24 protein-coding genes and 2 tRNA genes are annotated in these 24617 nt (G+C 62.3%); 8 read left to right on the top strand and 18 right to left on the bottom strand.

The annotated features are described in order from the left end of the window. The first annotated feature begins 1 nt into the window (after nt 1). Nucleotides 2-568, top strand: a complete 567-nt coding sequence (locus tag ACQ4W4_RS17700) for a methylated-DNA--[protein]-cysteine S-methyltransferase (protein ID WP_436543100.1) — start codon at nt 2-4, stop codon at nt 566-568. 59 nt (nt 569-627) lie between these two features. Then, on the top strand, nt 628-1002 hold the full coding sequence (locus ACQ4W4_RS17695) for a DUF1294 domain-containing protein (RefSeq protein WP_436543099.1): 375 nt from the start codon (nt 628-630) through the stop codon (nt 1000-1002). 2 nt (nt 1003-1004) lie between these two features. Here the strand turns inward: ACQ4W4_RS17695 and ACQ4W4_RS17690 are convergent, their stop codons facing one another. After that, nucleotides 1005-1724 carry a hypothetical protein gene (locus tag ACQ4W4_RS17690; protein ID WP_436543098.1) on the bottom strand — a complete coding sequence of 240 codons (720 nt, stop codon included), beginning with the start codon at nt 1722-1724 and terminating at the stop codon, nt 1005-1007. Between the two features lie 164 nt (nt 1725-1888). Between ACQ4W4_RS17690 and ACQ4W4_RS17685 the strand changes: the two genes are divergently transcribed. Next, nucleotides 1889-2068 (top strand): hypothetical protein, encoded by a 180-nt coding sequence (locus ACQ4W4_RS17685; protein WP_436543097.1) that lies wholly within the window; start codon nt 1889-1891, stop codon nt 2066-2068. A gap of 106 nt (nt 2069-2174) precedes the next feature. On the opposite strand, the gene cydX is transcribed toward ACQ4W4_RS17685, so the two are convergent. The 5 genes from cydX to cydD all read right to left on the bottom strand — a co-directional run bounded on the left by cydX (nt 2175) and on the right by cydD (nt 8548). Continuing rightward, nucleotides 2175-2300, bottom strand: a complete 126-nt coding sequence (gene cydX, locus ACQ4W4_RS17680; protein WP_070222085.1) for a cytochrome bd-I oxidase subunit CydX — start codon at nt 2298-2300, stop codon at nt 2175-2177. Nucleotides 2301-2322: 22 nt separating this feature from the next. Continuing rightward, the gene (gene cydB, locus ACQ4W4_RS17675) at nt 2323-3477 is read right to left on the bottom strand and encodes a cytochrome d ubiquinol oxidase subunit II (protein WP_436543096.1); all 1155 of its coding nucleotides are present in this window, start codon (nt 3475-3477) and stop codon (nt 2323-2325) included. Nucleotides 3478-3490: 13 nt separating this feature from the next. Then, nucleotides 3491-5068 carry a cytochrome ubiquinol oxidase subunit I gene (locus ACQ4W4_RS17670; protein WP_436543095.1) on the bottom strand — a complete coding sequence of 526 codons (1578 nt, stop codon included), beginning with the start codon at nt 5066-5068 and terminating at the stop codon, nt 3491-3493. A 112-nt stretch (nt 5069-5180) separates the two neighbouring features. Continuing rightward, nucleotides 5181-6863 carry an amino acid ABC transporter ATP-binding/permease protein gene (locus ACQ4W4_RS17665; RefSeq protein ID WP_436543094.1) on the bottom strand — a complete coding sequence of 561 codons (1683 nt, stop codon included), beginning with the start codon at nt 6861-6863 and terminating at the stop codon, nt 5181-5183. Further along, nucleotides 6860-8548: a thiol reductant ABC exporter subunit CydD gene (gene cydD / locus ACQ4W4_RS17660; protein ID WP_436543093.1), complete on the bottom strand. Its 1689-nt coding sequence runs from the start codon at nt 8546-8548 to the stop codon at nt 6860-6862. The genes ACQ4W4_RS17665 and cydD overlap by 4 nt, the downstream gene beginning before the upstream one ends. Nucleotides 8549-8685: 137 nt before the next feature. Here cydD and ACQ4W4_RS17655 point away from each other — a divergent pair, with 137 nt between their 5' ends. The 3 genes from ACQ4W4_RS17655 to ACQ4W4_RS17645 all read left to right on the top strand — a co-directional run bounded on the left by ACQ4W4_RS17655 (nt 8686) and on the right by ACQ4W4_RS17645 (nt 10446). Continuing rightward, nucleotides 8686-9237, top strand: coding sequence for a GbsR/MarR family transcriptional regulator (locus ACQ4W4_RS17655; RefSeq protein ID WP_175444744.1), 552 nt, complete (start codon nt 8686-8688; stop codon nt 9235-9237). 305 nt (nt 9238-9542) lie between these two features. Further along, nucleotides 9543-10109 (top strand): PEP-CTERM sorting domain-containing protein, encoded by a 567-nt coding sequence (locus tag ACQ4W4_RS17650; RefSeq protein ID WP_436543092.1) that lies wholly within the window; start codon nt 9543-9545, stop codon nt 10107-10109. Between the two features lie 157 nt (nt 10110-10266). After that, nucleotides 10267-10446 carry a hypothetical protein gene (locus ACQ4W4_RS17645; protein WP_436543091.1) on the top strand — a complete coding sequence of 60 codons (180 nt, stop codon included), beginning with the start codon at nt 10267-10269 and terminating at the stop codon, nt 10444-10446. A gap of 77 nt (nt 10447-10523) precedes the next feature. Here the strand turns inward: ACQ4W4_RS17645 and ACQ4W4_RS17640 are convergent. From ACQ4W4_RS17640 to ACQ4W4_RS17615, 6 genes are all read right to left on the bottom strand, one after another. After that, nucleotides 10524-10598 (bottom strand) — tRNA-Arg (locus ACQ4W4_RS17640). A gap of 94 nt (nt 10599-10692) precedes the next feature. After that, nucleotides 10693-10769 (bottom strand) — tRNA-Pro (locus ACQ4W4_RS17635). Nucleotides 10770-10850: 81 nt separating this feature from the next. Beyond that, nucleotides 10851-12188, bottom strand: a complete 1338-nt coding sequence (glmM, locus tag ACQ4W4_RS17630) for a phosphoglucosamine mutase (protein WP_436543090.1) — start codon at nt 12186-12188, stop codon at nt 10851-10853. A 40-nt stretch (nt 12189-12228) separates the two neighbouring features. After that, nucleotides 12229-13062, bottom strand: coding sequence for a dihydropteroate synthase (gene folP / locus ACQ4W4_RS17625; protein ID WP_436543089.1), 834 nt, complete (start codon nt 13060-13062; stop codon nt 12229-12231). 114 nt (nt 13063-13176) lie between these two features. Continuing rightward, nucleotides 13177-15060, bottom strand: a complete 1884-nt coding sequence (gene ftsH, locus ACQ4W4_RS17620; RefSeq protein ID WP_099379575.1) for an ATP-dependent zinc metalloprotease FtsH — start codon at nt 15058-15060, stop codon at nt 13177-13179. Between the two features lie 202 nt (nt 15061-15262). Next, the gene (locus ACQ4W4_RS17615; protein ID WP_070219517.1) at nt 15263-15946 is read right to left on the bottom strand and encodes an RlmE family RNA methyltransferase; all 684 of its coding nucleotides are present in this window, start codon (nt 15944-15946) and stop codon (nt 15263-15265) included. A 42-nt stretch (nt 15947-15988) separates the two neighbouring features. On the opposite strand from ACQ4W4_RS17615, the gene ACQ4W4_RS17610 reads away from it, so the two are divergent. Beyond that, entirely contained in the window at nt 15989-16459 is a 471-nt protein-coding gene (locus tag ACQ4W4_RS17610; RefSeq protein ID WP_010397237.1) for a YhbY family RNA-binding protein, read from the top strand. A 197-nt stretch (nt 16460-16656) separates the two neighbouring features. Here the strand turns inward: ACQ4W4_RS17610 and ACQ4W4_RS17605 are convergent, their stop codons facing one another. From ACQ4W4_RS17605 to ACQ4W4_RS17580, 6 genes are all read right to left on the bottom strand, one after another. After that, nucleotides 16657-17100 (bottom strand): DUF4149 domain-containing protein, encoded by a 444-nt coding sequence (locus ACQ4W4_RS17605; protein ID WP_436543088.1) that lies wholly within the window; start codon nt 17098-17100, stop codon nt 16657-16659. Further along, nucleotides 17100-17576, bottom strand: a complete 477-nt coding sequence (gene greA / locus ACQ4W4_RS17600; RefSeq protein ID WP_034757428.1) for a transcription elongation factor GreA — start codon at nt 17574-17576, stop codon at nt 17100-17102. Before greA ends, ACQ4W4_RS17605 begins: the two co-directional genes overlap by 1 nt. Before the next feature lie 169 nt (nt 17577-17745). After that, nucleotides 17746-20985: a carbamoyl-phosphate synthase large subunit gene (gene carB / locus ACQ4W4_RS17595; RefSeq protein WP_436543087.1), complete on the bottom strand. Its 3240-nt coding sequence runs from the start codon at nt 20983-20985 to the stop codon at nt 17746-17748. Then, nucleotides 20978-22156 (bottom strand): glutamine-hydrolyzing carbamoyl-phosphate synthase small subunit, encoded by a 1179-nt coding sequence (gene carA, locus ACQ4W4_RS17590; RefSeq protein ID WP_071077946.1) that lies wholly within the window; start codon nt 22154-22156, stop codon nt 20978-20980. The genes carB and carA overlap by 8 nt, the downstream gene beginning before the upstream one ends. Nucleotides 22157-22451: 295 nt before the next feature. After that, nucleotides 22452-22859, bottom strand: a complete 408-nt coding sequence (locus tag ACQ4W4_RS17585) for a GlcG/HbpS family heme-binding protein (protein WP_436543086.1) — start codon at nt 22857-22859, stop codon at nt 22452-22454. A 64-nt stretch (nt 22860-22923) separates the two neighbouring features. Next, on the bottom strand, nt 22924-23835 hold the full coding sequence (locus ACQ4W4_RS17580) for a patatin-like phospholipase family protein (RefSeq protein ID WP_436543085.1): 912 nt from the start codon (nt 23833-23835) through the stop codon (nt 22924-22926). Between the two features lie 238 nt (nt 23836-24073). On the opposite strand from ACQ4W4_RS17580, the gene ACQ4W4_RS17575 reads away from it, so the two are divergent. Further along, the gene (locus ACQ4W4_RS17575; protein ID WP_436543084.1) at nt 24074-24517 is read left to right on the top strand and encodes a hypothetical protein; all 444 of its coding nucleotides are present in this window, start codon (nt 24074-24076) and stop codon (nt 24515-24517) included. Nucleotides 24518-24617 lie beyond the last annotated feature (100 nt).

The raw sequence follows: 24617 nt of genomic DNA, 5'->3' as shown, positions 1-24617 counted from the left end.
CATGGAATACGACTGCATCGTGGTGCCCTCGCCCGTGGGCGAACTGACCCTGGTGGCGCGCGGGGAGGCCCTGGCGGCCATCCTGTGGGAAAACGACAAACCGAACCGCGTGCGACTGGGCGACATGCGCGTCGATGACGGTTGCGCCGTGCTGCAGGAAACGGCGCGCCAGCTGGATGAATATTTTGCCGGCACGCGCCAGCATTTTGAGGTGCCGCTCGATTTTGCCGGCACGCCATTTCAGCAGGAAGTCTGGCGCGCGCTGCTGACGATACCGTATGGCCAGACGCGCAGCTATGGCGAGATCGCGCGCCAGATCGGCCGCCCCGCCGCCGTGCGCGCCGTGGGCGCCGCCAACGGCAAGAATCCCATTTCCATCATCGCCCCCTGCCACCGCGTCGTCGGCGCCACGGGCGAGCTGACGGGCTTTGCGGGCGGCCTGCATGCCAAGGAAACCTTGTTGGCGCTGGAAGGCATTTCCCTGTCCAGCGACCGCGAAGCGCTGAAAACGGGCCACGCCCGCCGCCGCGCCGTGCATGTCGATACGGCGCAAGGCAGCCTATTTTAAGCGGCGGCATCGCTCCCCTTGTGGGATACTCACGCCCTCCGCTCAAGCCAACACATCCTATGCCCTGCCTTGTCATCGCGTTCTTTGTCGTACTGTACTTACTCGCCACCTTCTTTTTTCACATCCCCGCCCTGGTTGCCCTCGCATATGGCGTGCTGAGCCTGGGATGCTTCGTTGCCTATGCCATCGACAAGTCCGCCGCCAAGGAGGGCCGCTGGCGCACCTCGGAGCGCACCTTGCTGCTGCTGGGACTGCTGTGCGGCTGGCCTGGCGCCGTGCTGGCCCAGCAATGGCTGCGCCACAAGTCGAGCAAGCGTTCGTTCCGCATCGTGTTCTGGATCACGGTCGCCCTCAATATCGGCGCTTTCGTGTATTTCAGCATGCATTATGCGGCGCCCGATATCGGCACCGACGTCGCGCCCATCGAGCTGTAAGATCACTCGCCCAGCAAGCGCAGCGATTCCAGCCAGTCGGCCTTCCATTCGCGCAGCAAAGGCTGCGTGGCGAACGCCTTTTTCAAATGCGCCATCGGCACGCGGTGCACGTCGTGCAAGCCGAACGCCAAGGTCACCGGATGCCACAAGTGACTGTTCTTACCGCCGCGCGAATTCTTGCGCACGCGCGCCCCATCGTCGCCAAAGATGCCCACGCCGCTGGCCATGCCTTTGTCCAGGTCGACCTTGCCCACCCCGGCAAAGGCAATCAAAATCTGCTCGCGCCCCAGGCCCTTCAAGGCGCTGGGCAAGATCACGGGCGTCTTGTCCGCTTCCGTGTCGGCCGGCTGTGGGTGCTGCAACTCCTTGAGCAAACGCAACAGGTCGCGCTCCTGGAAATGCAAGCCGTCCAGCGGCACGCGCAAGCCGGGCGCCGTCAGTTCAATGGCGATGTTGCCGGAATCGCGCGTAAAGCGCAGCCACACGTCGCGGGCGCCTGACGCCAGGTGCTGCTTGTCGCCGATGAACACCACGGGCGCCGCATAGCGCGTCACGCCGTCATGGAACAGCTCGGCCCAGGCTACGCTGTAGTCGAGCCAGACAAACGGCAAGCCGCCCTGATCGAGCAGGCGCGCCAAGGTCCACGGGGTGCCCGTCTGTTGCGCCAGCCAGGCGCAGGCTTCGGTTGCGGTGGCACGGTACGGCAGGGATAGGGAAGTCATGGCAATTCCGTCGGTCAAAGTGGAGCGCAGTGTAGCAGACGCCGCCATCCGCCCTTCGGCAGGCGCATCCGGCGCGCCATTCTTGCGCGATGTGCTAGGCTGGAAACAGCAGCACGCGCCACGGCCATTCCGGCCGCCTGGCGCACCACCGCGAGGGGATCATCATGCATTCCAGCACCAACGCCGCCACCACGCCCGCCCCGCCACCGGAGCGCGATTCGCCCACGCCGGCCAACGAAGGCCATGCCGAGGAAGCGCTCGATGAAGCGCTGAAGGAGAGCTTTCCGGCCAGCGACCCGATCGCCATTGCCGTGCCGAAAGCCCCGAACAAGACGCCAGCCTGACGGCCCCGCCCCGTTGCGGCGGCGGGCGCTGTCCGCAACCCGCATGAAAAAAGCCCGCCGGGCGCGCAAGCGCCGGACGGGCCCAGTCAAGCCGACACGCGTCTATTTAGTTTGGCGTGTCGCGGTACTGCTCGGGCGTCGTGTCGCCATCGGCGACTTCATACCACATCGCATTGAGCACGGCGAACGTCGCCGCCAGCGGAAGACCCAGTATCCAGGCGAAATACCACATAGTTAATTCCTTTCGTAAAGTCTTAGTAGGCGTGACCGCTGTCGTCCTTGATGGCATTTGCATCAACCTTGCCCCACAGCACTTTATACACCCACGTCGTGTACGCCACGATGAGGGGGATGAAGACGGCCGTGACGACCAGCATGATGAACAGCGTCATGTGGCTGGACGAGGAATCCCACACCGTCAGGCTGGCGCGCGGATCGATCGACGAGGGCAAAATGAACGGGAACATGGCCGCGCCCACGCTGAGGATGATGCCGGCGATGCTGGCAGCGCTGGCCAGCAAGGCGGGCACTTCGCGGCGCGCGCGCAGCAAGGCGAACGCCAGCAAGGGGCCCAGCAAGCCGGCCGCAGGGGCGATCCAGGTCCACGGGTGGGCGGCGAAGTTGAGGAACCAGGCGCCCACATGCACTTGCGCCGTTTTCAGCAGCGGGTTCGACGGGCCATCGACGACGACGGCGCTGGTGACGCGGTAGCCATCGACCCATAGCCACAGGGCAACACCGGCTGCCGCATACAGCACGACGGTCGCAATCGCGGCCACGCTGCCGTAGCGGCGCGAACGTTCCGCCACGGCCCCATCCGTTTTCACTTGCAGCCAGGTGGCGCCGTGCATCACCAGCATGGCCACCGAGACGAGGCCGCACAGCAAGGCGAACGGGTTGAGCAGCGCAAAGAAGCTGCCGTCATAGAAGATGTGCATGTCCGGCGAGAAACGGAACGGCACGCCTTGCAACACGTTGCCGATCGCCACACCGCAGATCAGGGCCGGCACGAAGCCGCCCACGAACAGGGCAGCATCCCAGCGCGCGCGCCAGCGCGGGTCTTCGCGCTTGCTGCGGAACTTGAAGGCCACGGGACGCACGATCAGCGCCACGAGGATGACGAACATGGCCAGGTAAAAGCCCGAGAACGAGACGGCGTACAGCTGCGGCCAGGCGGCGAAAATGGCGCCGCCGCCCAGGATCAGCCACACCTGGTTGCCTTCCCACACGGGACCGATGCTGTTGATGACGACACGGCGCTCGAGGTCCGTCTTGCCGGCGAAGGGCAGCAGCATGCCCGTGCCCAGGTCGAAGCCGTCCGTGATGGCAAAGCCCACCAGCAGGATGCCGATCAGCAGCCACCAGATCAGGCGCAGCGTTTCATACGAAATCATTTCATGCAAAATCATGGTCTGGCCCTCCTCAGGCGCGTTGAGTATGAATGGCTGCGGCCGCTGGCACGGGGGCCGGCGTCGTCTCTTCCGGCCCCTTGCGGATGGCCTTGAGCATGAGCTTCATTTCAATGATCAACAGCACGGTGTAGATGGCGGCAAAGCCGGCGATGGTAATCAGGAGAGTCGAAGCCCCCAGGTTGGAGACGGCCACGGCCGTTGGCAGCACGCCTTCGATGACCCACGGCTGGCGGCCCACTTCGGCCACGATCCAGCCCGCCTCGATGGCCACCCACGGCAGCGGGATGGCGAACACGGCCAGCTTCAGCAGCCAGCGGTGCTTGTCCAGGGTGCGGCGCGTCGACAGGATGAAGAACGTGCCAGTGAGCAAGATGAAGAACATGCCCAGGCCCACCATCACGCGGAAGGACCAGAACAGGGGCCCCACGGGCGGCACGGTATCGAGAGCGGCCTTGCGGATCTGCTCGGGCGTGGCCTGGCGCGGATCGTCGACATAGCGTTTCAGCAGCAGGGCATAGCCCATGGACTGGCCTTTCGATTCGAACACGTCCTTCGCCTCTTGCGGCACGGGGCTGCCCGGCGCCACGCTGCGGATGGTTTGCAGCGCGTCATACGCCTTGATGCCATCCTGGATCAGCAGCTCGCCGCGGTCGACCAGCTGCTCGATGCCGGGGATTTCCGTCGTCAGCGAACGCGTGCCGATCAGGCCCATCACCATCGGGATATGCACGGCGTAATGCGTCTCGCGTGCTGCCGCGTCGGGAAAGCCGATGGCCGTGAAGGCGGCCGGGGCCGGCTCCGTGGTCCACATGGCTTCGATCGCGGCCAGCTTCATCTTCTGGTGTTCGGACGACAGGTAGCCGCTTTCGTCACCGAGCACCACCACCGACAAGGTGGCGGCCAGACCGAACGAGGCGGCCACCGTCATCGAGCGCTTTGCCAGCTGCACGTGGCGGCCCTTCAGCAGATACCAGGCGGAAATCCCCAGCACGAAGACCGCCGCCGCCGTATAACCGGCCGACACCGTGTGCACGAATTTCGCCTGTGCCACGGGGTTCGTCAGCACGGCGCCGAAATCCGTCACTTCCATGCGCATGGTTTGCGGATTGAAGGCGGCGCCGACGGGATTTTGCATCCAGCCGTTGGCAATCAAAATCCACAGGGCCGAGAAGTTCGAGCCGATGGCCACCAGCCAGGTGGTGACCAGATGGCCCCGCTTCGACAGCTTGTCCCAGCCGAAGAAGAACAGGCCGACGAAGGTCGCTTCCAGGAAGAAGGCCATCAAGCCTTCGATGGCCAGCGGCGCGCCGAAAATGTCGCCCACATAATGGCTGTAGTAGCTCCAGTTCATGCCGAACTGAAATTCCATGACGACGCCCGTGGCCACGCCCATGGCGAAGTTGATGCCAAACAAGACACCCCAGAACTTGGTCATGTCGCGCCAGATGGGGCGGTTCGTCATCACATACACCGTCTCCATGATGGCGAGGAGCACTGACAGGCCTATCGTCAGCGGAACAAATATAAAGTGGTACAGAGCTGTCAGCGCGAACTGCAGTCTGGATAAAGCGACAATATCGAAGTCCATATGATTTCCTTGGTATTTCCCTACTGTGTGTAAACTTGCTGTCTATCTGATGTTGTTCGATTGGTTCCGCCGCCCTCGGGCTGGCGTGCGGCACCGCCTGTCTCCGTTCTTGTTAATCCCCGCGCAAGCCCGCGAGGGCCGCCTCGAAGGCGGGCGTGCCACGGCGCGCGTCGCCGACGATGCGGCCATCGCGCAGGCTGACCAGCCGGTCCGCCAGCGCCGCTTCGCGCCGCAAGTGGGTTGCGATCAGCAAGCTGCGCCCTGCGCTGCGCATCCCCAGGCGCCGCAGGACGTCGAGCGCGGTCTGCGGATTGAGCGCTTCCGTCGCCTCGTCCAGCAGCCACAAAGTCGATTCGTGCAGGAACAGCCGCGCCAGCGCCAATCTGCGCGCCTGCCCCCCGGACAAGCCCAGGCCGCCCTCGCCGAGCATGGTGTCGAGGCCGTCCGCGAAGGCACGCACCTCGTCGTCCAGGCCGGCTGCCTGCAGCGCCGCCCACAGCTGCGCATCGCTGGCGGACGGAGCGGCCAGGCGCAGGTTGTCGCGCAAGCTGTCCTGGAACAGTTCCGTCTTCTGCGTGAACAAACAGGCGCGGCCCGCGTGCACCGTGCCCGACAACGGCGCCAGCTCACGCGCGGCGATGGCCAGCAAGGTCGATTTGCCCGCGCCGCTGGGGCCGATCAAGGCCACGCGTTCGCCCTCGCCGACGTGCAGGGAAATGTCGTGCAGGATGGCGACATGGCTGCCCGCATGCGCGGCGCTGACGTGCTCCAGGCGCAAGCCCGGTGCGCTGTCAGCCGGCGGCACTGCGATCTCCTGAGCATCGAGGCGCGGCGCCAGACGGCGCATGGCCAGCAGCATGCGGCCCGCTTCCAGCGCGCCGCGGCGCAATCCCGCAAACGGTTCCACGGCCGTCAGGGCGATCAGCAGGGCCAGGGCCGCCAGCGGCACACTCATCGTTTGCTGTTCGACCAATGCGGCCACGGCCAGCAGTACCGCTGCCAGGGTCGCACTGCCCGCCACGCCATACGCGGCGCCGGCCGCCGTTTCCAGGCGCAGCAAGGCGACATCGGCTTGCGCCAGCGCGCGGTCGATCTGTCCCAGCGCGGCGCACTGGGCGTCGATGCGGCCCGCCATCACCAGGTCCGTCTGGCCCGCCACCAGGTCGATGGTGGCGGAGCGCAGTCTTTCGATGGCGCGCGAGCGCACGATGGCGGGACGGCGCGCGCGGCGCGCCAGAAGCCAGCCGATGCCGCCGCCGGCGGCCAGCAGCCATGCGGCCAGGCCCAGGCCCAGCTGCCACTGCATCACGCCCAGCGCCACGCCGGCCAGCATGGCCACGCACAGTGCCGTGAAGGCGGGCACCAGCAGGCGCAAGTACAGCGCTTCGAGCGCGTCGATATCGGCCGTCAGGCGGAACAGCAGCTTGGCGGGCTGGCGCAGCAGCCGGCTGGCCGCTTCCGGGCGCGACCAGCCGCGAAACAGTTGCACGCGGATGCCGGCCAGCGCGGCGAACGTGGCGTCGTGCGTGACGAGCCGCTCCGCGTAGCGCGAGCCCGTGCGGCCGATGGCCAGCAGGCGGATGCCGGCCGACGGGCCGAAGACGTCGAACACGATGGCGGTGGACGCGTGCAGGCCGGCGATCGACGTGGCCGTGATGAACCAGCCGGACAAGCCCAATAACGCCATGCCGGCCACCGCCGTCAGGGCCGCCAGCATGGCGCCCCCGATCAGCTTGCCGGGCTGGACCAGCAGCAATTGCCGCAGGACGGGGTTCGCTATGCGTGAAGTTTTCATGCGCGCAACTCCTGTTCCAGGGCGCCGGCATCGACCTGCACCGTGCGCTGCAGGCGGCCGGCCAGCACGGGGTCGTGCGTGGCGACAAGCATCGTCTTGCCCTTGGCCAACTCCAGCAAGGCGTCCGTGACGCGCGCCGCCGTTTCGCTGTCCAGGTGTGCCGTCGGTTCATCGACCAGCAGCAAATCCGCATGCGGATGCAGGGCCACGCGGGCCAGCGCCAGGCGCACGGCTTCGCCGCCGGACAAGCCGTGGCCGCCGTCGCTGAGCATGACGGCCGGCTGCGCCTGCGCCACGCCAGCCAGGTCGGCCAGGTGCAGCGCCTGCGTCACGTGCGCGGCGTTCGCGTCCACGCGGCCCAGGGTCACGTTCTGGCTGACGGACGCGGCAAACACGTGGGGGCGCTGCCCCATCCACGCCATGCGCTGGCGCACGGTATTGACGGTGCTGTCATTCAGGCGCACGCCGCCGATGCGGATATCGCCGCCGCTGGCGGGCAGCAAGCCGGCCAGCAGGGACAGCAAGGTGGTCTTGCCGGCGCCGCTGGCGCCCAGCAGGGCCACGTGTTCGCCGGCCCTCACCTTCAGGTCGAAGCGGTCGAACACGGCCGCTTCGCCGGGATGGGCAAAGCGCAGTTGATGGATGTCAATGGCGGGCGGCGCTGCCACCGCCATGGCGGCGGCGGACACGGCGGCCACTTCCACACCGGCGCCCGGCAAAGGCACGCCCTCGCCCGCCAGGTCGTGCAAGCCGGCCAGGCCCGCTTCGCCGGCCGCCTTGTCGTGCCAGACGGCGGCCAGCTCGCGCAGCGGCTCGAAGAACGCGGGCGCCAGCAGCAGGATGAACAAGCCCTGCCCCAGCGTCAGTTCCCGGCCCCAGGTGCCGAAATGGAGGCTGCCCAGCAAGGAAAAGCCGATGAAGGCGGCCACCATGGCCACGCCCAACGCGGAAAACAGCTCCAGCACGGCGGACGACAGGAAGGCGATGCGCAGCACCGCCATCGTGCGCCGGCGCACGGATTGCGACGAGGCGTCCAGCCGCGCGGCCGTGGCGTCGACGGCGTCGAGCGCGCGCAAGGTGGCCAGGCCGCGCAGGCGGTCCAGCAGGAAGGCGTTCATGCTGCCCATTTCCACCATCTGCGCGCGGCTGGCCGCCTGCGCGCCCATGCCCACGAGCGCCATAAAGACGGGAATCAGGGGCGCGGCGATGAGCAGGATCAGCGCGGCGATCCACGACAGCGGCGTCACGACGGCGAGAATCACGAGCGGCACGAGCATGACTTTCCAGCGCGCCGGCTTGTAGCGCACCAGGTAGGGCACGATGGCTTCGGCCTGCTCGGCGATGACGCTGGCCGCCTGGCCCGACTGCGCGCGCTGGCGGTCCAGCGGCGAACGGCGCGCCAGCGCCTGCGCCACTTGCGCGCGCAAGGTGGACAGGTGCGCACGCGCGGCCGCATACATGCGCCGCGCGCCCCACGCTTCGCAGCCGGCGCGCAGCACGCCCAGCAGCAGCACGCCAGCGGCCGGTAACAGAGCCGCGCGCCACGGTGCGCCATCGAGCATGGCTTGCACGGCCCAGGCCAGCAAGGCCGCTTGCGGCAGCCACAGCAAGGCGGCGCCGCCTGGCGCCAGACTGGCGGCACGGGGAAGAATAAAGCGGGGCAAGGACAGTGGCGAGGTCGTCATCTTATACTTTTTTAGTTTTCAGAATTTTCTGTAAATTCGATTTTTTGCATAATACTGCGAAACATGACATATATCAATTGACCCTGGCGGTTTGGCGTGAAAAAATTCAGATAATTATGAAAATTCAAAATATCCAAATGACGCCGCTGATCCTGACCTTCGTCAGCCATTTCGGCGAGATGGGCAGCCGCTGGGGCTTTAACCGCACGGTGGGGCAAGTGTACGCCTTGTTGTTTGTCGCGGAGCATCCCTTGCACGCGGACGAAATCGCGGAGCACCTGAGTTTTTCACGCTCGAACGTGAGCATCGGCCTGAAGGAATTGCAGGGCTGGGGCCTGATCCGCCAGTCGCGGATTCCCGGCGACCGGCGCGAGTATTTTTCCTCGCTGGGCGACGTGTGGCAAATCTTCCGCGTGGTGGCCGCCGAGCGCCGCCGCCGCGAAGTGGCCCCGACCCTGACGGTGCTGCGCGAAGCGCTGCTGGCGCCGGCCACGGAACCGGTGGACCAGTATGCGCAGGAGCGCATGCGCGAAATGTATGAACTGGTCGACCTGGCCAATACCTGGTTCGACGACTTGCAGCGCCTGTCGCCCGAATCGATGGCGCAGCTGATGAAAATGGGCGCCAAGGTGCAAAAGCTGCTCAATGCCAAGGATCGCCTGTTTGGCGTCAGCAATAACAGCGACTGAAGTCCCGCCTCCCCTCTCCTCCAAAGCCGAGAAGCCGCCAGCACCTGCTGGCGCGCCTTGTCAAGCCCTCCCCCGACATCCTGTTCACTATCGCTAGCACAGCCATACATAGCCGTATGCGATGTTGTCAAGCAAACCAATAGAATTATTAAAATTGTATTAGTTTAGATCAAGAGTAAGCTTTCATCTGCGTATCCGCTACGCGCAGGAAATAGCTAAAAAATGGGCAATGGGATGACTTCCCCGGCATGCAGGGACGCGTCCCAACACGATGAAGCGACTGTCTCAAGCACAAGGGGATTTTCATGAAAAGCGTAAAGATTATTGCCATCAAGGCATCCATGCTGGCCGCAGTGACCGTGCTGGCAAGTGCGGCGCAAGCCGCCACCTGGGTCGATGTAGGCCCGGCCAGCGGCTTCGTCATCGCCGGCAGCACCGTCACCTATTCGCCATCGCCGGCACTGCAGGTGAAATATTATGATGACAATCTGGTGCCGCAGAGCCCTTCGGACATTCAGGGCTATATCAATGGCGTCTTCGGCAGCAGCCTGGGCGCCGCCGTTTCGTATTGCGACAATGCCACCTCGGGCTGCACTGCCGGCACCACGGCAGGCCTGAGTGGCGGCATCAATTCCTATACGAGCGCGGCCGCCTATGACTACCTGGCCATCCACTTCGGCCAGGGCGAACTGGTATTCCACTGGGCCGCTCCGGTGGCTGCCGGCACCACCTTCACGGTGGCGGGCCTGCCCAAGGATCTGAGCAACTACAGGGCCTTCATTTCCGCCGTGCCGGAACCTGAAACCTATGCCATGCTGCTCGCCGGCCTGGGCCTGCTGGGCCTCCTGGCACGCCGCCGCCAGGGAAAGTAAGTGCCATCAGCGGCCGCGGTGCACCTGTGGCCGCTGCCGCCTTTGCCAACCGCATCTTTACGCCGCGCTTGCGGCGCCAGGCCTGCTTTTTACACCATCTTTAGACTTCCCTCGCTATGCTCGACGGCATCAACTGCTGATCGACGAGGGAAAACTCATGAATGAACAACCGTTTCAGCCACGCACGCGCAGCGTGATCCGCCGCCACCTGCCCGTACGGGAGCGGCTGCGCCTGGCCCGGCTGGCCAGCAAGAAAATGGTGTCGGTATTATCCGCTCTGCTGTGCGCGGCGCCGCTGCTGTATTTGCTGAGCGTGGTGCTGTTTGCGCAGCCGTGACACGGCAGACAGGCGAACGATGGAAGATGAAGAGTGATGGCATGCGACAGGCTGTCGCTTGCATGGCCAGCATGAGCTGGTCCGCCCAGAGGGAATCGAACCCCCATTCACGGTTTAGAAGACCGTTGTCCTATCCGTTGAACGATGGGCGGAAAGGTGCACCATTTTAGTCTATGCGCGCCAGCAATGCCAAGGCGTCGCACAATAGAAAACGGGCTGTCATTTCTGACAGCCCGCTTATGACTTTGGTCGGAGTACAAGGATTCGAACCTTGGACCCCCTGGTCCCAAACCAGGTGCGCTACCGGGCTGCGCCACACTCCGAAGACAAGATAATAACGCCCCCACCCAATTTCGTCAATTGCCATAGACGAATTAGATGGAAATAACTATCGCCGCTTGCCTTTACACCGCCACTTTATCCGCGATGCGGCGCGCCATTGACTCGGCCTTTTCTTTATCTTTCGCCTCCACCATCACGCGGATCAGCGGTTCGGTGCCCGAAGCGCGGATCAGCACGCGGCCCGTGTCGCCCAGTTCGGCCTCGACCAGTTCCTTCTCGGCCACCATGGCGGCATTTTTCTGCCAGTCGAAACCGGGCGCCACGCGCAGATTGATCAGGGTTTGCGGGAACAGCACCAGTTCGGCCAGGCATTGCTGCAGGCTCTGGCCGCTGCGCTTGAGCGCGGACAACACTTGCAGCGCGGAGACGATGCCGTCGCCCGTCGTGTGGCGGTCAAGGCACAGCAAATGGCCCGAGCCCTCGCCGCCCAGTATCCAGCCCTTTTCCTTCATCACTTCCAGCACGTAGCGGTCGCCCACCTTGGCGCGCGCAAAGCCGATGCCCTGCTGCTTGAACAGCACTTCCAGCGCCATATTCGTCATCAATGTGCCGACGGCGCCGGCCACGGGCCCCGTCGCCAGGCGGTCCTTGACCATGACGTACAACAACTCGTCGCCGTTGTACAAACGGCCCGTGGCGTCGCACATGATCAGGCGGTCGGCGTCGCCGTCGAGGGCGATGCCGAGATCGGCGCCGTGCTCGATGACGGCCTCGGCCATGGCCTTGGTTGCCGTGGCGCCGAAGCCCGCATTGATGTTGAAGCCGTCGGGCTTGTTGCCGATGGCGATGACTTCCGCGCCCAGCTCGTGGAAGACGTGCGGCGCGATATGGTAGGCGGCGCCATGCGCGCAATCGACGATGATCTTCAGGCCGCGCAAGTCCAGCTCGTTCGGGAAGGTGCTCTTGCAAAATTCGATGTAGCGGCCCTGGGCATCGTCCAGGCGCTTGGCGCGGCCCAGCTTGTCCGAGGGCACGCACGCCATGGGCTCGTCGATCGCCGCTTCGATTTCCAGTTCCACGCTGTCGGGCAGCTTGGTGCCCTGGCTGGAAAAGAACTTGATGCCATTGTCGTGATAGGGATTGTGCGAAGCGGAAATGACCACGCCGGCCGACAGGCGCAGGGCCCGCGTCAGGTAGGCGATCGCCGGCGTCGGCATGGGGCCGGCCAGCATCACGTCCACGCCGGCGGCCGACAGGCCCGCTTCCAGCGCCGCTTCCAGCATGTAGCCGGAAATGCGCGTGTCCTTGCCGATCAGCACGGTCGGGCGCGCCTTGCCGCCTTGCGACTTGGCCAGCACCTTGCCGGCCGCATAGCCGAGCCGCATGACGAAGTCGGGGGTGATCGGAGCCGTGCCCACCAGACCGCGGATGCCATCGGTGCCAAAATATTTACGCGTCATAGTATTTCTCTTTTTGTTGTTTATAATGAATCTTACAGGTTCAGTGCGCCATGCGCCAGACCTTCAGTGCATCGACGGTTTCAGCGACATCATGCACACGGATAATTTCCGCGCCTTGTGCTACCGCCGCAAGCGCACCGGCCACACTGCCGGCCAGGCGCTGCTCGACGGGGCGTCCCGTCACGGCGCCGATCATCGACTTGCGCGACAGGCCCGCCAGCACGGGCAGGCCCAGCTCGCTGCGCAGCTGGCGCGTGGCGCGCAGCAAGGCATAGTTCTGCTCCACCGTCTTGCCGAAGCCAAAGCCGGGATCGACGCACAGGCGCTCGCGGGCGATGCCGGCGGCCGTCATGATATCGATGCGCTCGCGCAGAAAGTCGATGACTTCGCGCACCACGTCCCCGTACTGCGGCTGGGCTTGCATGGTTTCTGGCACGTTTTGCATGTGCATGATGCACAGCGCGCAATCGCTGTCCCGCACGGCGTCGATGGCGCCTGGCGCGCGGAAACCGTTGATGTCGTTGATCATGTCGGCGCCCGCCAGGATAGCTTCGCGCATCACTTCAGGCTTGTACGTATCGACGGACAAGGGCTTGCCGCAGTCGCGCAAGGCGTACAGCACGGGCATGACGCGCTGCAACTCATCGAGCAGCGGCAGCGGCGGCGCGCCGGGGCGGCTTGATTCGCCGCCGATATCGATGATGTCGGCGCCGTCGGCAATCATCTGCTCGGCGCGCGACAGGGCAAATTCCAGGTGTTGATACTGACCCGCATCGGAAAACGAGTCGGGTGTGATGTTCAGGATGCCCATCACCAGCGCCTGCGCACCGGACAGGTTGAAGCCGAAACGGCCGAATTGCAAATAGTGTCGCATGTGAATCTTTGTAGTCGTCAGGGAAATCTGGCGCGGCAACGAAAAAGGGCAAGGATCGCTCCTTACCCTCGTTCTTGCCATACCCTTGCGTGCCGCCCGTCAGGGCGGCCCTTGTCAGGCTGGTGCCGTCACGTTTGGCGAAATGCCGCCCGTGCCGCTATCACCGCCCGCATTGCGGCGTGGCGGAATGACTTTCGGTGGACGCGGCTCCAGGCCGGCCATGATGTCATTGATTTGCTCTGCATCAATGGTTTCCCATTCCAGCAAGGCTTTGGTCATCATTTCGACCTTGTCGCGGTTGCCTTCCAGCAAGGTGCGCGCCAAAGCATACTGCTTGTCGAGAATGTTGCGGATTTCTGCATCGACCTTTTGCTGGGTCGCTTCCGAGATCGTCTTGGTGGCGCCACCGAAGAAACCTTCGTTTTCGCTGTCTTCGTAGACCATCACGCCCATGCTGTCGGACATGCCGAAGCGGGTCACCATGGAGCGGGCCAGCTTGGTGGCGCGCGAGAAGTCGTTCGATGCGCCCGTGGACATTTGTCCCACGAAGATCTCTTCGGCGATACGGCCGCCGAACAGGATGGAAATTTCTTCCAGCATCTTGTCCTTGTAGGCGGACAAGTTGTCGTGTTCCGGCAACTGCCAGGTCAGGCCCAGAGCCCAGCCGCGCGGCATGATCGTTACTTTATGCACGGGATCGGCCTTCGGCAGCAACTTGGCGACGACGGCGTGACCGGACTCATGGTAAGCCGTATTGCGGCGCTCTTCCTCGCGGATGATCATCGATTTACGCTCTGGACCCATGTAGATCTTGTCTTTCGCATCTTCGAAGTCAGCCATTTCCACCAGGCGCTTGCTGCGGCGTGCCGCGAACAGGGCTGCCTCGTTGACCAGATTGGCCAGGTCCGCGCCCGAGAAACCAGGGGTGCCGCGGGCCAGGATATCGGCTTTCACATCGGTACCGATAGGCACTTTGCGCATGTGCACGTTCAAGATCTGTTCGCGGCCGCGGATATCGGGCAAGCCGACGGACACCTGGCGGTCGAAACGGCCCGGACGCAGCAAGGCCTTGTCGAGCACGTCGGCGCGGTTGGTGGCGGCCACAACGATGACGCCGGAGTTCGCTTCAAAACCGTCCATCTCGACCAGCAACTGGTTCAGGGTCTGTTCGCGCTCGTCATTGCCGCCGCCCATGCCGGCGCCGCGGTGACGGCCGACAGCGTCGATCTCATCGATGAAGATGATGCAAGGCGAATGCTTTTTCGCGTTCTCGAACATGTCGCGCACGCGGGAGGCACCCACGCCGACGAACATTTCCACGAAGTCGGAACCGGAGATCGAGAAGAACGGCACCTTGGCTTCGCCGGCGATGGCGCGCGCCAGCAGGGTTTTACCCGTGCCCGGAGGGCCAACCATCAGCACGCCGCGGGGAATGCGGCCGCCCAGTTTCTGGAATTTGCTCGGATCCTTGAGGAAGTCGACCACTTCGTTGACTTCTTCTTTCGCTTCGTCGCAACCGGCGACATCGGCGAAGGTGACGGTGTTGCTGGCTTCATCCATCATGCGCGCCTTCGACTTGCCGAACGAGAATGCCCCGCCCTTGCCGCCGCCTTGCATCTGACGCATGAAAAAGACCCAGACGCCGATCAACAGCAGCATGGGGAACCAGGAAACAAAAATAGTTTGCAGGAAAGACGCTTCCTCAGGCGGACGCACATCGAAATGCACGCCATTGTCGCGCAAGTCGCCGATCAGGCCCTTGTCGAGGCTGGTGGCGGTGGTACGCACCTTGGTGTCGTCCATCAGCTTGGCGGTGATCGACGAACCTTCGATCACGACATCCTTGACGCGCTTGGCTTTGACTTCATCCAGCAAATCGGAATAAGCGATGGCCTTGCTGCCGCCTGTGGCGCCATGACTGTCGAATTGCTTGAACAGCATGAACAACAGCAGCAATACGACTACCCAGATGGCAGATTTGGAAAACATGTTATTCACGAAGACTCCTTGGATGCAGTGCGCATCTCTTTACCTATAGCTAGAAACACGATTTTACTCGCAATAAGCGGGCCGTGCCAAAGCCCGCCGATCCGTGCGCGCGAAAAAACCGCGTTCACGCAAAAAAATGCAGTATAAACAATTTAGGCTTTTATGCCATCAGACGCTACTGCACTTCTCGTTCCCATGTGCGGATTCCCTCTTAAATATCAAGGGCGGGATCATCTTCTTCTACGGCATTTTTCAGCGGATTCTTGATTCCACGGCCCATCAGGAAGATTTCCGACGATTTATCGCGGCTGGCCTTCGGCTTTTTCTGCACCACGACCTTGAATTCAGCGCGGAATTTCTCCACGATCTGGCTGAAACCCATGTCTTTAAAACATTTGACCAGCAATACGCCAGACGGCTTCAGGTGCAATTGCGAAAATTCGATGGCCAGGTCGATCAGATGCTCCATGCGCGCGGCGTCCGCCGTGGCAATGCCCGACAGGTTGGGCGCCATGTCCGACAGCACCAGATCGACCTTGCGGCCTTGCAACACCACTTCCAGTTGGCGCAGCACGCGCGCTTCGCGGAAGTCGCCCTGGATGAAGTGAAAATCGGCGATCGGCTCCATTTCCAGCATGTCCAGGCCAATCAGGGTACCATTGACCCCGCCGCCGTCCTTGCCGGCCAGCTTGCGCCGCGTGTACTGGGCCCAGCTGCCGGGAGTGCAACCAAGGTCGACAATCACCTGGCCAGGTTTGATCAGTTTCTCGTCTTCATCGATTTCTTTGAGCTTGTATGCTGCCCGGGCGCGGTAGCCCTCTTTTTGCGCCAACTTCACATAAGGATCATTTATGTGGTCGTGCAACCAGTTTTTGTTTAATTTCTTCTTTGCCATTCGCGTAGAATACTGCTTTTAAGGGAATTACTAAATATTATTATGCTAAAACTTACACCCGTAGAGCGCAGCGCACTGCGCGCCGAAGCACACGCGCTGAAGCCTATCGTCATCATTGGCGAAGCGGGCTTGACACCTGCTGTCCTCAAAGAGATCGACCTTGGCCTGGATTCGCACGGTCTGATTAAAGTCCGCGTGTTCGGCGACGACCGCGAAGCCCGCGTCGGAATGTACGATACGATTTGCGGCAATCTCGGCGCCGCCCCGGTACAACATATTGGCAAACTGCTGGTAATCTACCGTCCGAAAAAAGAAGTGGTTAAGGAGAAGGTCAGCGCCGGCAAAGGCATGCGCGAAGTGACCATCGTCAAGGCCAGCGCCAGCGGCACCAAGCGCCCGAGCGTGACGAAAGTCATGATCAAGGGCAATGAGCGCGTTACCGAAGGCGGTTCCATCAAGCGTGCCAAGCCACGTCAGAAAAGCGCCAAGAAAAGCGCACTGGGCAGCAAGTAAGCCTGCTCACCCGGCCACCGCAAGGCGGCCGGGCTTGAAACAAGAAGCGGAGCACGGGATCTTCCCTGCTCCGCTTTTTTATTGCCATTAAGGCATTGTCGGATTACGCGCTGCGCGCTAATCCGACCTACCAGCAGCACCGTAGGTCGGATTAGCGGGGCCGCAGGCCACGCGTAATCCGACAACGCGGCCAACGCTTACTGCTGTTTCCAGATCAGCACGCCTGCCAGCACACTCTGCACGGCAAAGATCAGGGTCGAGACGCCATGCAGCAGGCCGAAGCGGCTGCGCATGGCCTCGTCCATGATGCCCGACGGCGCTTGCGCCTTGAGTTCGGCCATCAGCGGCGAGATGCCGAAATGGCTGAGCAGCGCGCACACCAGCATGGACAGCACCAGCGCGCCCAGCAGGCGGCGGCGCTTGAGTTCCAGCGCACCGGGACTCCATTGCAGCAAGGCCAGCAGCACCAAGGCACAGGCGATGGACAGCCAGGCCTCGGCGCGGAACATGCTGCCGGCGATATTGCCTGCCAGCACGCGGTCGCTCAAGGTGCCGAACAGGGTGGGCGCCACGATGAAGCCGATGGTCCACAGGCTGCCCGCCCACAGGGTGGCAACGAGGAGGCGCACGCGGCTGAGCATCAGATGTACAGCACTTCCAGGATTTCGTATTCGCGCGGGCCGGACGGCGCCTGCACTTCCACCACGTCGCCGGCGTACTTGCCGATCAGCGCGCGGGCGATCGGGGACGTCACGGAAACCTTGTTCATTTTCAGGTCGGCTTCATCGAGGCCCACGATCTGGTACGTGACTTTCTGGCCCGATTCCAGGTCTTCCAGGTTCACGGTCGACGCAAACACCACGCGGCCTTCCGCATCGAGCGCGGTCGGGTCGATGATTTGCGCCGCGCCCAGCTTGCCTTCGAGTTCGGCGATGCGGCCTTCGACGAAGGCCTGGCGTTCCTTGGCGGCATCGTACTCGGCGTTTTCCGACAAATCTCCGTGCGAACGCGCTTCGGCGATCGCATCGATGACGATGCGGCGTTCCTTGGTCTTCAAATGATGCAGCTCTTCTTTCAGAAGTTCTGCGCCGTATTTGGTCAATGGGACTGAGGTCATGTTATCTCTACTATCTGCTAGTTATCGGCGCCGTTGTCCGTGTTTCATCACGGTTAACGGTCTTACCAAGTGAAAACCACAGAGGCCGCGCGCTGCTCTGCACGGAACTCTGTGGTTGATAAGCATGCAGTGTACCGCCTAACGGCGGCCACTGCAAATGACACGCGGACTATTCAGCTTGCTGCAGGGTCTTGTGCAGGCCTTGCAAATCGTACACACGCAACTCATCCAGATGGCGGATGCCTTCGACGGCCGCTTCCGCGCCGGCGATGGTGGTGTAGGTCGTCACGCGCGAGGCCAGGGCCGACGTGCGGATGGCCCGCGAATCGACGATGGCGCTGCGCTTTTCTTCCACGGTGTTAATCACCAGCACGATTTCATGGTTCTTGATCATGTCGACCACGTGCGGACGGCCTTCGATCACCTTGTTCACTGGCGTGACGGCGATGCCGGCGGCAGCGATCACGGCGGCGGTGCCCTTGGTGGCGACCACGGTGAAACCGGACTCGACCAGGTCGCGCGCGACTTGCACGGCGCGCGGCTTGTCCGACGCTTTCACGCTGATGAAGACCTTGCCCGATTTTGGCAGGTTCACGCCGGCGCCCAGTTGCGATTTCACAAACGCTTCGCCGAACGTCAGGCCCACGCCCATGACTTCGCCCGTCGATTTCATTTCAGGGCCCAGGATGGTGTCCACGCCAGGGAACTTGACGAACGGGAACACGGCTTCCTTGACGCTGAAGTATGGCGGCACGACTTCCTGCGTGATGCCTTGCGACGCCAGCGACTGGCCGACCATGCAGCGCGCGGCGATCTTCGCCAGTTGCAGGCCGGTGGCTTTCGAGACGAAAGGCACGGTGCGCGAGGCGCGTGGATTGACTTCCAGCACGAAGACGACGTCTTTCATCTGGCCATCGATCTCTTGCTTCTGGATCGCAAACTGCACGTTCATCAGGCCGACCACGTTCAAGCCCTTGGCCATCAACGCCGTCTGGCGTTTCAGTTCTTCAATGGTTTCCGGCGCCAACGAGTATGGTGGCAAGGAGCAAGCCGAGTCGCCCGAGTGCACGCCAGCCTGTTCGATGTGTTCCATCACGCCGCCGATGAAGGTCGTTTCGCCGTCGGAGATGCAATCGACGTCGCACTCGATGGCGTCGTTCAGGAAGCGGTCCAGCAGCACCGGCGAATCGTGCGACACCTTGACGGCTTCGCGCATGTAGCGCTCGAGGTCGCGTTGCTCGTGGACGATTTCCATGGCGCGCCCGCCCAGCACGTACGATGGACGCACGACCAGCGGGTAGCCGATTTCCTGCGCCAGCGCCAGGGCGTCGGCTTCCGTGCGCGCGGTGCGGTTAGGCGGCTGGCGCAGTTCCAGCTTGTGCAGCATCTGCTGGAAACGCTCGCGGTCTTCGGCCGCGTCGATCATGTCGGGCGAGGTGCCGATGATCGGTACGCCGTTCGCTTCCAGATCCAGCGCCAGCTTCAAAGGCGTCTGGCCGCCGTACTGCACGATCACGCCTACCGGTTTTTCGATGGCGACGATTTCCAGCACGTCTTCCAGGGTCAACGATTCGAAGTACAGGCGGTCCGAGGTATCGTAATCGGTCGAAACGGTTTCTGGGTTGCAATTGACCATGATGGTTTCGTAGCCGTCTTCGCGCATGGCGAGGGCCGCGTGGACGCAGCAATAGTCAAACTCGATACCCTGGCCGATACGGTTCGGGCCACCGCCCAGCACCATGATCTTTTTCTTGTCGGTCGGATTCGATTCGCACTCTTCGTCGTACGTGGAATACATGTACGCCGTGTCGGTCGAAAATTCCGCTGCGCAGGTGTCGACGCGCTTGTAGACGGGACGGATGTTCAGCGCATGGCGCTGCTGGCGCACGGCCGTGTCGGTCGTCTGCAGCAAAAAGCCCAGGCGGCGGTCCGAGAAGCCCTTCTGTTTCAACTTGTACAGGGTGTTCTTGTCCAGGTTTTCCAGCTTCTGCGTGTCCAGCCACAGTTCCAGGTCGACGATTTCCTTGATCTGGATCAAAAACCATGGGTCGATCTTGGTCAGGTTGTGCACTTCTTCCAAAGTGAAACCTTGCGCAAACGCATCGCCCACGTACCAGATGCGCTCAGGACCAGGCTCGCCCAGTTCTTCTTCGATTTTTTCGCGGTCCTTGGTCTTTTCGTTCATGCCGTCCACGCCCACTTCCAGGCCGCGCAAGGCTTTCTGGAACGATTCCTGGAAGGTACGGCCGATCGCCATCACTTCGCCGACGGATTTCATCTGCGTCGTCAGGTGGTGATCGGCGGTCGGGAATTTCTCGAACGTGAAACGGGGAATCTTCGTAACGACGTAATCGATCGACGGCTCGAACGAGGCAGGCGTGGCGCCGCCCGTGATTTCATTGCGCAGCTCGTCCAGGGTGAAACCGACGGCCAGCTTGGCGGCGATCTTGGCGATCGGGAAACCCGTCGCTTTCGAAGCCAGCGCCGACGAACGCGATACGCGCGGGTTCATCTCGATGACGATCATGCGGCCATCGACAGGGTTGATCGAGAATTGCACGTTCGAGCCACCGGTGTCGACGCCGATCTCGCGCAGCACTGCCAGGCTGGCATTGCGCATGATCTGGTATTCCTTGTCCGTCAAGGTTTGCGCCGGCGCGACCGTGATCGAGTCGCCCGTGTGCACGCCCATCGGATCGAGGTTTTCGATCGAGCAGATGATGATGCAGTTGTCCGCCTTGTCGCGCACCACTTCCATCTCGTACTCTTTCCAGCCCAGCAACGATTCTTCGATCAGCAGCTCTTTCGTCGGCGACGCTTCCAGGCCGCGCTTGCAGATGGTTTCGAATTCTTCTTCGTTGTAGGCGATGCCGCCGCCGGAACCGCCCATGGTGAACGATGGACGGATGATGGTCGGGAAGCCCAGCGTGCGCTGCACGGCCCACGATTCTTCCATCGAGTGCGCCACGCCGGAACGGGCCGAACCGAGGCCGATCTTGGTCATCGCGTCCTTGAACTTGGAACGGTCTTCGGCCTTGTCGATGGCTTCCGGCGACGCGCCGATCAGCTCGACGTTGTATTTCGCCAGCACGCCATTGTTGAACAGGTCCAGCGCGCAGTTCAGCGCCGTCTGGCCGCCCATCGTCGGCAGGATGGCGTCAGGACGCTCCTTGGCGATGATGCGTTCAACGACCGACCAGGTGATCGGTTCGATGTAGGTCACGTCGGCCATTTCCGGGTCGGTCATGATGGTCGCAGGATTGCTGTTGACCAGGATGACTTTGTAGCCCTCTTCGCGCAGGGCCTTGCACGCTTGCGCGCCGGAATAATCGAATTCGCAGGCCTGGCCGATCACGATCGGGCCAGCGCCAATAATCAGAATACTTTTGATATCTAAACGTTTAGGCATTTTTCTTTTTCTCCTCCGCAGCCATCAAGTTGATGAAGCGGTCAAACAGGTAAGCAACATCCATCGGGCCCGGCGACGCTTCAGGGTGGCCCTGGAAGCAGAAGGCCGGCTTGTCCGTGCGGGCAAAGCCCTGCAGGGAGCCGTCGAACAGCGATTCATGGGTCACGCGGCAATTCGCGGGCAAGGTTGCCGCGTCGACGGCGAAACCGTGGTTTTGCGAAGTGATCAAGACCTGTTTCGTTTCCAGGTCTTGCACCGGGTGGTTGGCGCCGTGGTGGCCGAACTTCATCTTCAGCGTCTTCGCGCCGGAAGCGATCGCCATGATCTGGTGACCGAGGCAGATGCCGAAGGTCGGGATGCCCTTCTCGATCAACTCTTTCGTCGCCGCGATGGCGTAGTCGCACGGTTCCGGGTCGCCGGGACCGTTCGACAGGAAGATGCCGTCCGGATTCAGTGCCAGGGCGTCGGCGGCCGTCGCTTGCGCGGGCAGCACGGTGACTTTGCAGCCGCGCGCCGTCAGCATGCGCAGGATGTTGCGCTTGACGCCGTAGTCGAAGGCGACCACGTGGTACTTCGCGTCCGCGTCCGCCAGCTGGCCGTAGCCTTCGCCCAGGGTCCATTCCGTTTCGCGGTACTCGTAGGCAGCCTTGCTCGAGACTACTTTGGCCAGGTCCATGCCGGCCAGGCCGGGGAAGGAGCGGGCCAGTTCCAGCGCTTGCGCGGCGGATGGTTCGTTGCCTTGCGTGCCGACGAGGATGGCGCCGCCCTGCGCACCTTTTTCACGCAGGATGCGCGTGAGCTTGCGTGTATCGATGCCGGCGATGGCGACGATATTTTCAGCTTTCAGGTAATCGGACAGGGAGAGCGTGGAACGGAAATTGGATGCCAGCAATGGCAGATCGCGGATGATGAGGCCGGCGGCGTGGACTTTGGAAGACTCGACGTCTTCGGGATTGACGCCCGTATTGCCGATATGCGGATAGGTCAGGGTGACCATCTGGCGGCAATAGCTTGGGTCGGTAAGGATTTCCTGATACCCGGTCATCGAGGTGTTGAAAACAACCTCGCCCGTGGTATGACCGGCGGCGCCGATCGAAAAACCTTTAAAGATCGTTCCATCAGCAAGCGCTAATATGGCTGGAACGGCAGGGCCAGAAAAAAATGGCGGCAAGGGCAACTCCTGATAAAGTTACCGTAGCTGCGCCACGTCAGACCGACCGCCTAGATACCCGAGCCAGATGCACTCAGGGTGTTTCAACGGTCATTTTGAATGAGGGGATGGGTAGTCGCTACGGTATATGTGTGATTGGCTAAACCTTTGAATTATAACCAAAAGGAAGCTTTTCCACAAGGAAGAAAATACAGAAGGCCAGGCATTTTTTTGCGCAGCAGCATAAATCCTGCGCCCCATGAAAAAAGCCGCCCGGCTTGCGCGGGGCGGCTGCTTCTGCAACTGCGGATAGTATTTAGGCCGTCAAAGCGGCAATACCCGCCTTCGCAATTTGCGCGTCCTCGGCGGACTTGACGCCCGAGACGCCGACGGCGCCCACATAGTGACCTTCGAACACGATGGGCACGCCGCCTTCGAGCAAGCCGTCGATTTCCGGCGCGCTCAGGAACGACACGCGGCCGCCATTGATCATCTCTTCATAGATGCGCGATTCGCGGCGGCCCAGTGCGGCCGTCTTGGCTTTCGATGGGGCGATGTGCGACGAGATCGGCGCCACGCCATCCATGCGCTGCAGCCACAGCAGGTGGCCGCCGTCGTCGACGATGGCGATGGTAACCGCCCAGTTATGCTTGACCGCTTCCGCTTCGGCGGCGGCAGCGATTTTCTTTACGTCGTCCAGGGTCAAAATCGGTTTCGATTGCATGGTGCATCCTTGTTATGTTGAAACAAAATTGTATACGAAATGAAATGCGCAGCATCGCCATCGCTTACTGCTCGCGCTTGGCTTTCAGCTTTTGCTTGAGCTGCGCCATGACGGCAAAGGTCGCCTGCTCGCCCGCCAGGATGGCCTGGTTGCGGCTGTTGAAATCGTTGCCCTTCATGGTGCCCAGGCTGGGCTGGATCACCACGTCCGCATCTTTCAATTCGAACTGGTTGATGCGCTGGCCCATGATGGCGAACGTCTGCATCAGCACCTCCATCGAACTGATGGCCTTTTGCGTATCCGTTTGCGACGAAATATTCACGGCGATGATGAAGTCGGCGCCCATGTCGCGCGCAAAGCGCACGGGCACAGGAGCGACGAGGCCGCCATCGACATAGGTATGGCCGGCGATCGTCACGGGCTGGAACACGCCGGGCACGGCCGACGAGGCGCGCACAGCCATGCCGGTATTGCCGCGCTGGAACAGGATCGGCTGCCCATTTTTGAGGTCGGTCGCCACCACGCCGAATGGAATCTTGAGTTTTTCCAGCGGCAAGCCGCCGACGGCCTTGTTGACATAGCTTTGCAGCGCCTCGCCTTTCAGCACACCGGACGACTTGCCGAACAGGGGCAAGGCCCAGTCGGAAATGGCCGCCTCGTCCATGTCGAACGCCATCTTTTGCAAGGTGAAGCCGGAGTTGCCCGCCGCATACATCGCGCCCACCACGCTGCCGGCGCTGGTGCCCGTGACGAGGTCGGCATGGATGCCCTGCGATTCGAGCGCCTTGATCACGCCGATATGCGCGAAACCGCGCGCCGCGCCGCCGCCCAGCGCCAGGCCGATCTTGATCTTGCGGGGCGTGACGACGATGGGCTCGGGTGGCGTCAATACCTGGATCGGTTTCGGGGAGGGAGTGTCGCAGCCGGCCAGCGCAAAGGCGGCCAGGGCAAGCAAGGTCAGGCGTTTAGGGAACATGGTGACAGAAGAGAACCGCACGCGGCAGTGGCAATAAAGGAGAGCCGATTGTAGCGCAAGCGGAGCCGCCCGCACTGAAGGCAGCCTTAAATGTTTATAAATGACAAGATTCTGAATCGTGTGCGCCACTGCGGCTGCTAGACTGGCACTTGGCTTACCGCATCATTAATGTTACTTTTAATGTAATCAATTGCACGCGCCAGCCTGGCGTCGCAAGCCAACCTATATTGATCGGCTTATGAAAACAGACCTGTTACGCCTCATCGCCCATCCATGCTTGTTCCTTACCGCCCTGCTGGGTGCGGCCGGCGCCAACGCCGTCGCGGCGACGCAGGGCCCAAATAACATCGCGGCGAAAATGGCGGGCTTTACCTGTACCGGGAACTTGCAGATGCCCATGGATCCGGGGGAGCACACGATAGCGCTCAGCTTTGACGCCCCCGACCAGCACGGGGCGCAAGGCACCATCATGGTTGACGAGCGCGGCAAGGCGAGCAACTTCTACGACTGCCGGCAAAGCGGCGACAACCTGGCGTGCACGTATGATGCGGGACCGGCCAGCGGCCCGCTGACCATGCGCTTTACCGGCAAATTGAAGGAGGTAAAGGGCGAGATCAATTCCCCGTTTGAAAACAGCGCCACCATGCACTTTTCCGCACGCTGCCAAAAATCGGCGCGGTAGCCGCCAACCCTCCGGCGTCGCAGCATCCGGTGTATTGCTCGCCCCTGCTCCTGGTCTGGCAAGCAGTCAACCTATCAACTCTTCTCACTCGCCGAATCAC

The sequence above is a fragment of the Janthinobacterium glycogeni genome, from assembly GCF_051380725.1.
In the GTDB taxonomy this organism is placed as follows: domain Bacteria; phylum Pseudomonadota; class Gammaproteobacteria; order Burkholderiales; family Burkholderiaceae_D; genus Janthinobacterium.
The sequence above is the reverse complement of the archived record's forward strand: the minus strand, read 5'-3'. Positions and strand labels throughout refer to the sequence as shown.

Excerpts from the sequence above, each read along its gene's own strand:
- ACQ4W4_RS17650 (WP_436543092.1), top strand. The coding sequence starts at position 9,543 with ATGAAAAGCGTAAAGATTATTGCCATCAAGGCATCCATGCTGGCCGCA.
- ACQ4W4_RS17615 (WP_070219517.1), bottom strand. The coding sequence starts at position 15,946 with ATGGCAAAGAAGAAATTAAACAAAAACTGGTTGCACGACCACATAAAT.
- ACQ4W4_RS17670 (WP_436543095.1), bottom strand. The coding sequence starts at position 5,068 with ATGGACTTCGATATTGTCGCTTTATCCAGACTGCAGTTCGCGCTGACA.
- ACQ4W4_RS17685 (WP_436543097.1), top strand. The coding sequence starts at position 1,889 with ATGCATTCCAGCACCAACGCCGCCACCACGCCCGCCCCGCCACCGGAG.
- cydD (WP_436543093.1), bottom strand. The coding sequence starts at position 8,548 with ATGACGACCTCGCCACTGTCCTTGCCCCGCTTTATTCTTCCCCGTGCC.
- ACQ4W4_RS17645 (WP_436543091.1), top strand. The coding sequence starts at position 10,267 with ATGAATGAACAACCGTTTCAGCCACGCACGCGCAGCGTGATCCGCCGC.
- ACQ4W4_RS17695 (WP_436543099.1), top strand. The coding sequence starts at position 628 with ATGCCCTGCCTTGTCATCGCGTTCTTTGTCGTACTGTACTTACTCGCC.
- ACQ4W4_RS17610 (WP_010397237.1), top strand. The coding sequence starts at position 15,989 with ATGCTAAAACTTACACCCGTAGAGCGCAGCGCACTGCGCGCCGAAGCA.
- ACQ4W4_RS17585 (WP_436543086.1), bottom strand. The coding sequence starts at position 22,859 with ATGCAATCGAAACCGATTTTGACCCTGGACGACGTAAAGAAAATCGCT.
- cydX (WP_070222085.1), bottom strand. The coding sequence starts at position 2,300 with ATGTGGTATTTCGCCTGGATACTGGGTCTTCCGCTGGCGGCGACGTTC.
- ACQ4W4_RS17605 (WP_436543088.1), bottom strand. The coding sequence starts at position 17,100 with ATGCTCAGCCGCGTGCGCCTCCTCGTTGCCACCCTGTGGGCGGGCAGC.
- ACQ4W4_RS17580 (WP_436543085.1), bottom strand. The coding sequence starts at position 23,835 with ATGTTCCCTAAACGCCTGACCTTGCTTGCCCTGGCCGCCTTTGCGCTG.
- glmM (WP_436543090.1), bottom strand. The coding sequence starts at position 12,188 with ATGACGCGTAAATATTTTGGCACCGATGGCATCCGCGGTCTGGTGGGC.
- ACQ4W4_RS17690 (WP_436543098.1), bottom strand. The coding sequence starts at position 1,724 with ATGACTTCCCTATCCCTGCCGTACCGTGCCACCGCAACCGAAGCCTGC.
- ACQ4W4_RS17700 (WP_436543100.1), top strand. The coding sequence starts at position 2 with ATGGAATACGACTGCATCGTGGTGCCCTCGCCCGTGGGCGAACTGACC.
- cydB (WP_436543096.1), bottom strand. The coding sequence starts at position 3,477 with ATGATTTTGCATGAAATGATTTCGTATGAAACGCTGCGCCTGATCTGG.
- greA (WP_034757428.1), bottom strand. The coding sequence starts at position 17,576 with ATGACCTCAGTCCCATTGACCAAATACGGCGCAGAACTTCTGAAAGAA.
- ACQ4W4_RS17655 (WP_175444744.1), top strand. The coding sequence starts at position 8,686 with ATGACGCCGCTGATCCTGACCTTCGTCAGCCATTTCGGCGAGATGGGC.
- ACQ4W4_RS17575 (WP_436543084.1), top strand. The coding sequence starts at position 24,074 with ATGAAAACAGACCTGTTACGCCTCATCGCCCATCCATGCTTGTTCCTT.
- ACQ4W4_RS17665 (WP_436543094.1), bottom strand. The coding sequence starts at position 6,863 with ATGAAAACTTCACGCATAGCGAACCCCGTCCTGCGGCAATTGCTGCTG.
- carB (WP_436543087.1), bottom strand. The coding sequence starts at position 20,985 with ATGCCTAAACGTTTAGATATCAAAAGTATTCTGATTATTGGCGCTGGC.
- folP (WP_436543089.1), bottom strand. The coding sequence starts at position 13,062 with ATGCGACACTATTTGCAATTCGGCCGTTTCGGCTTCAACCTGTCCGGT.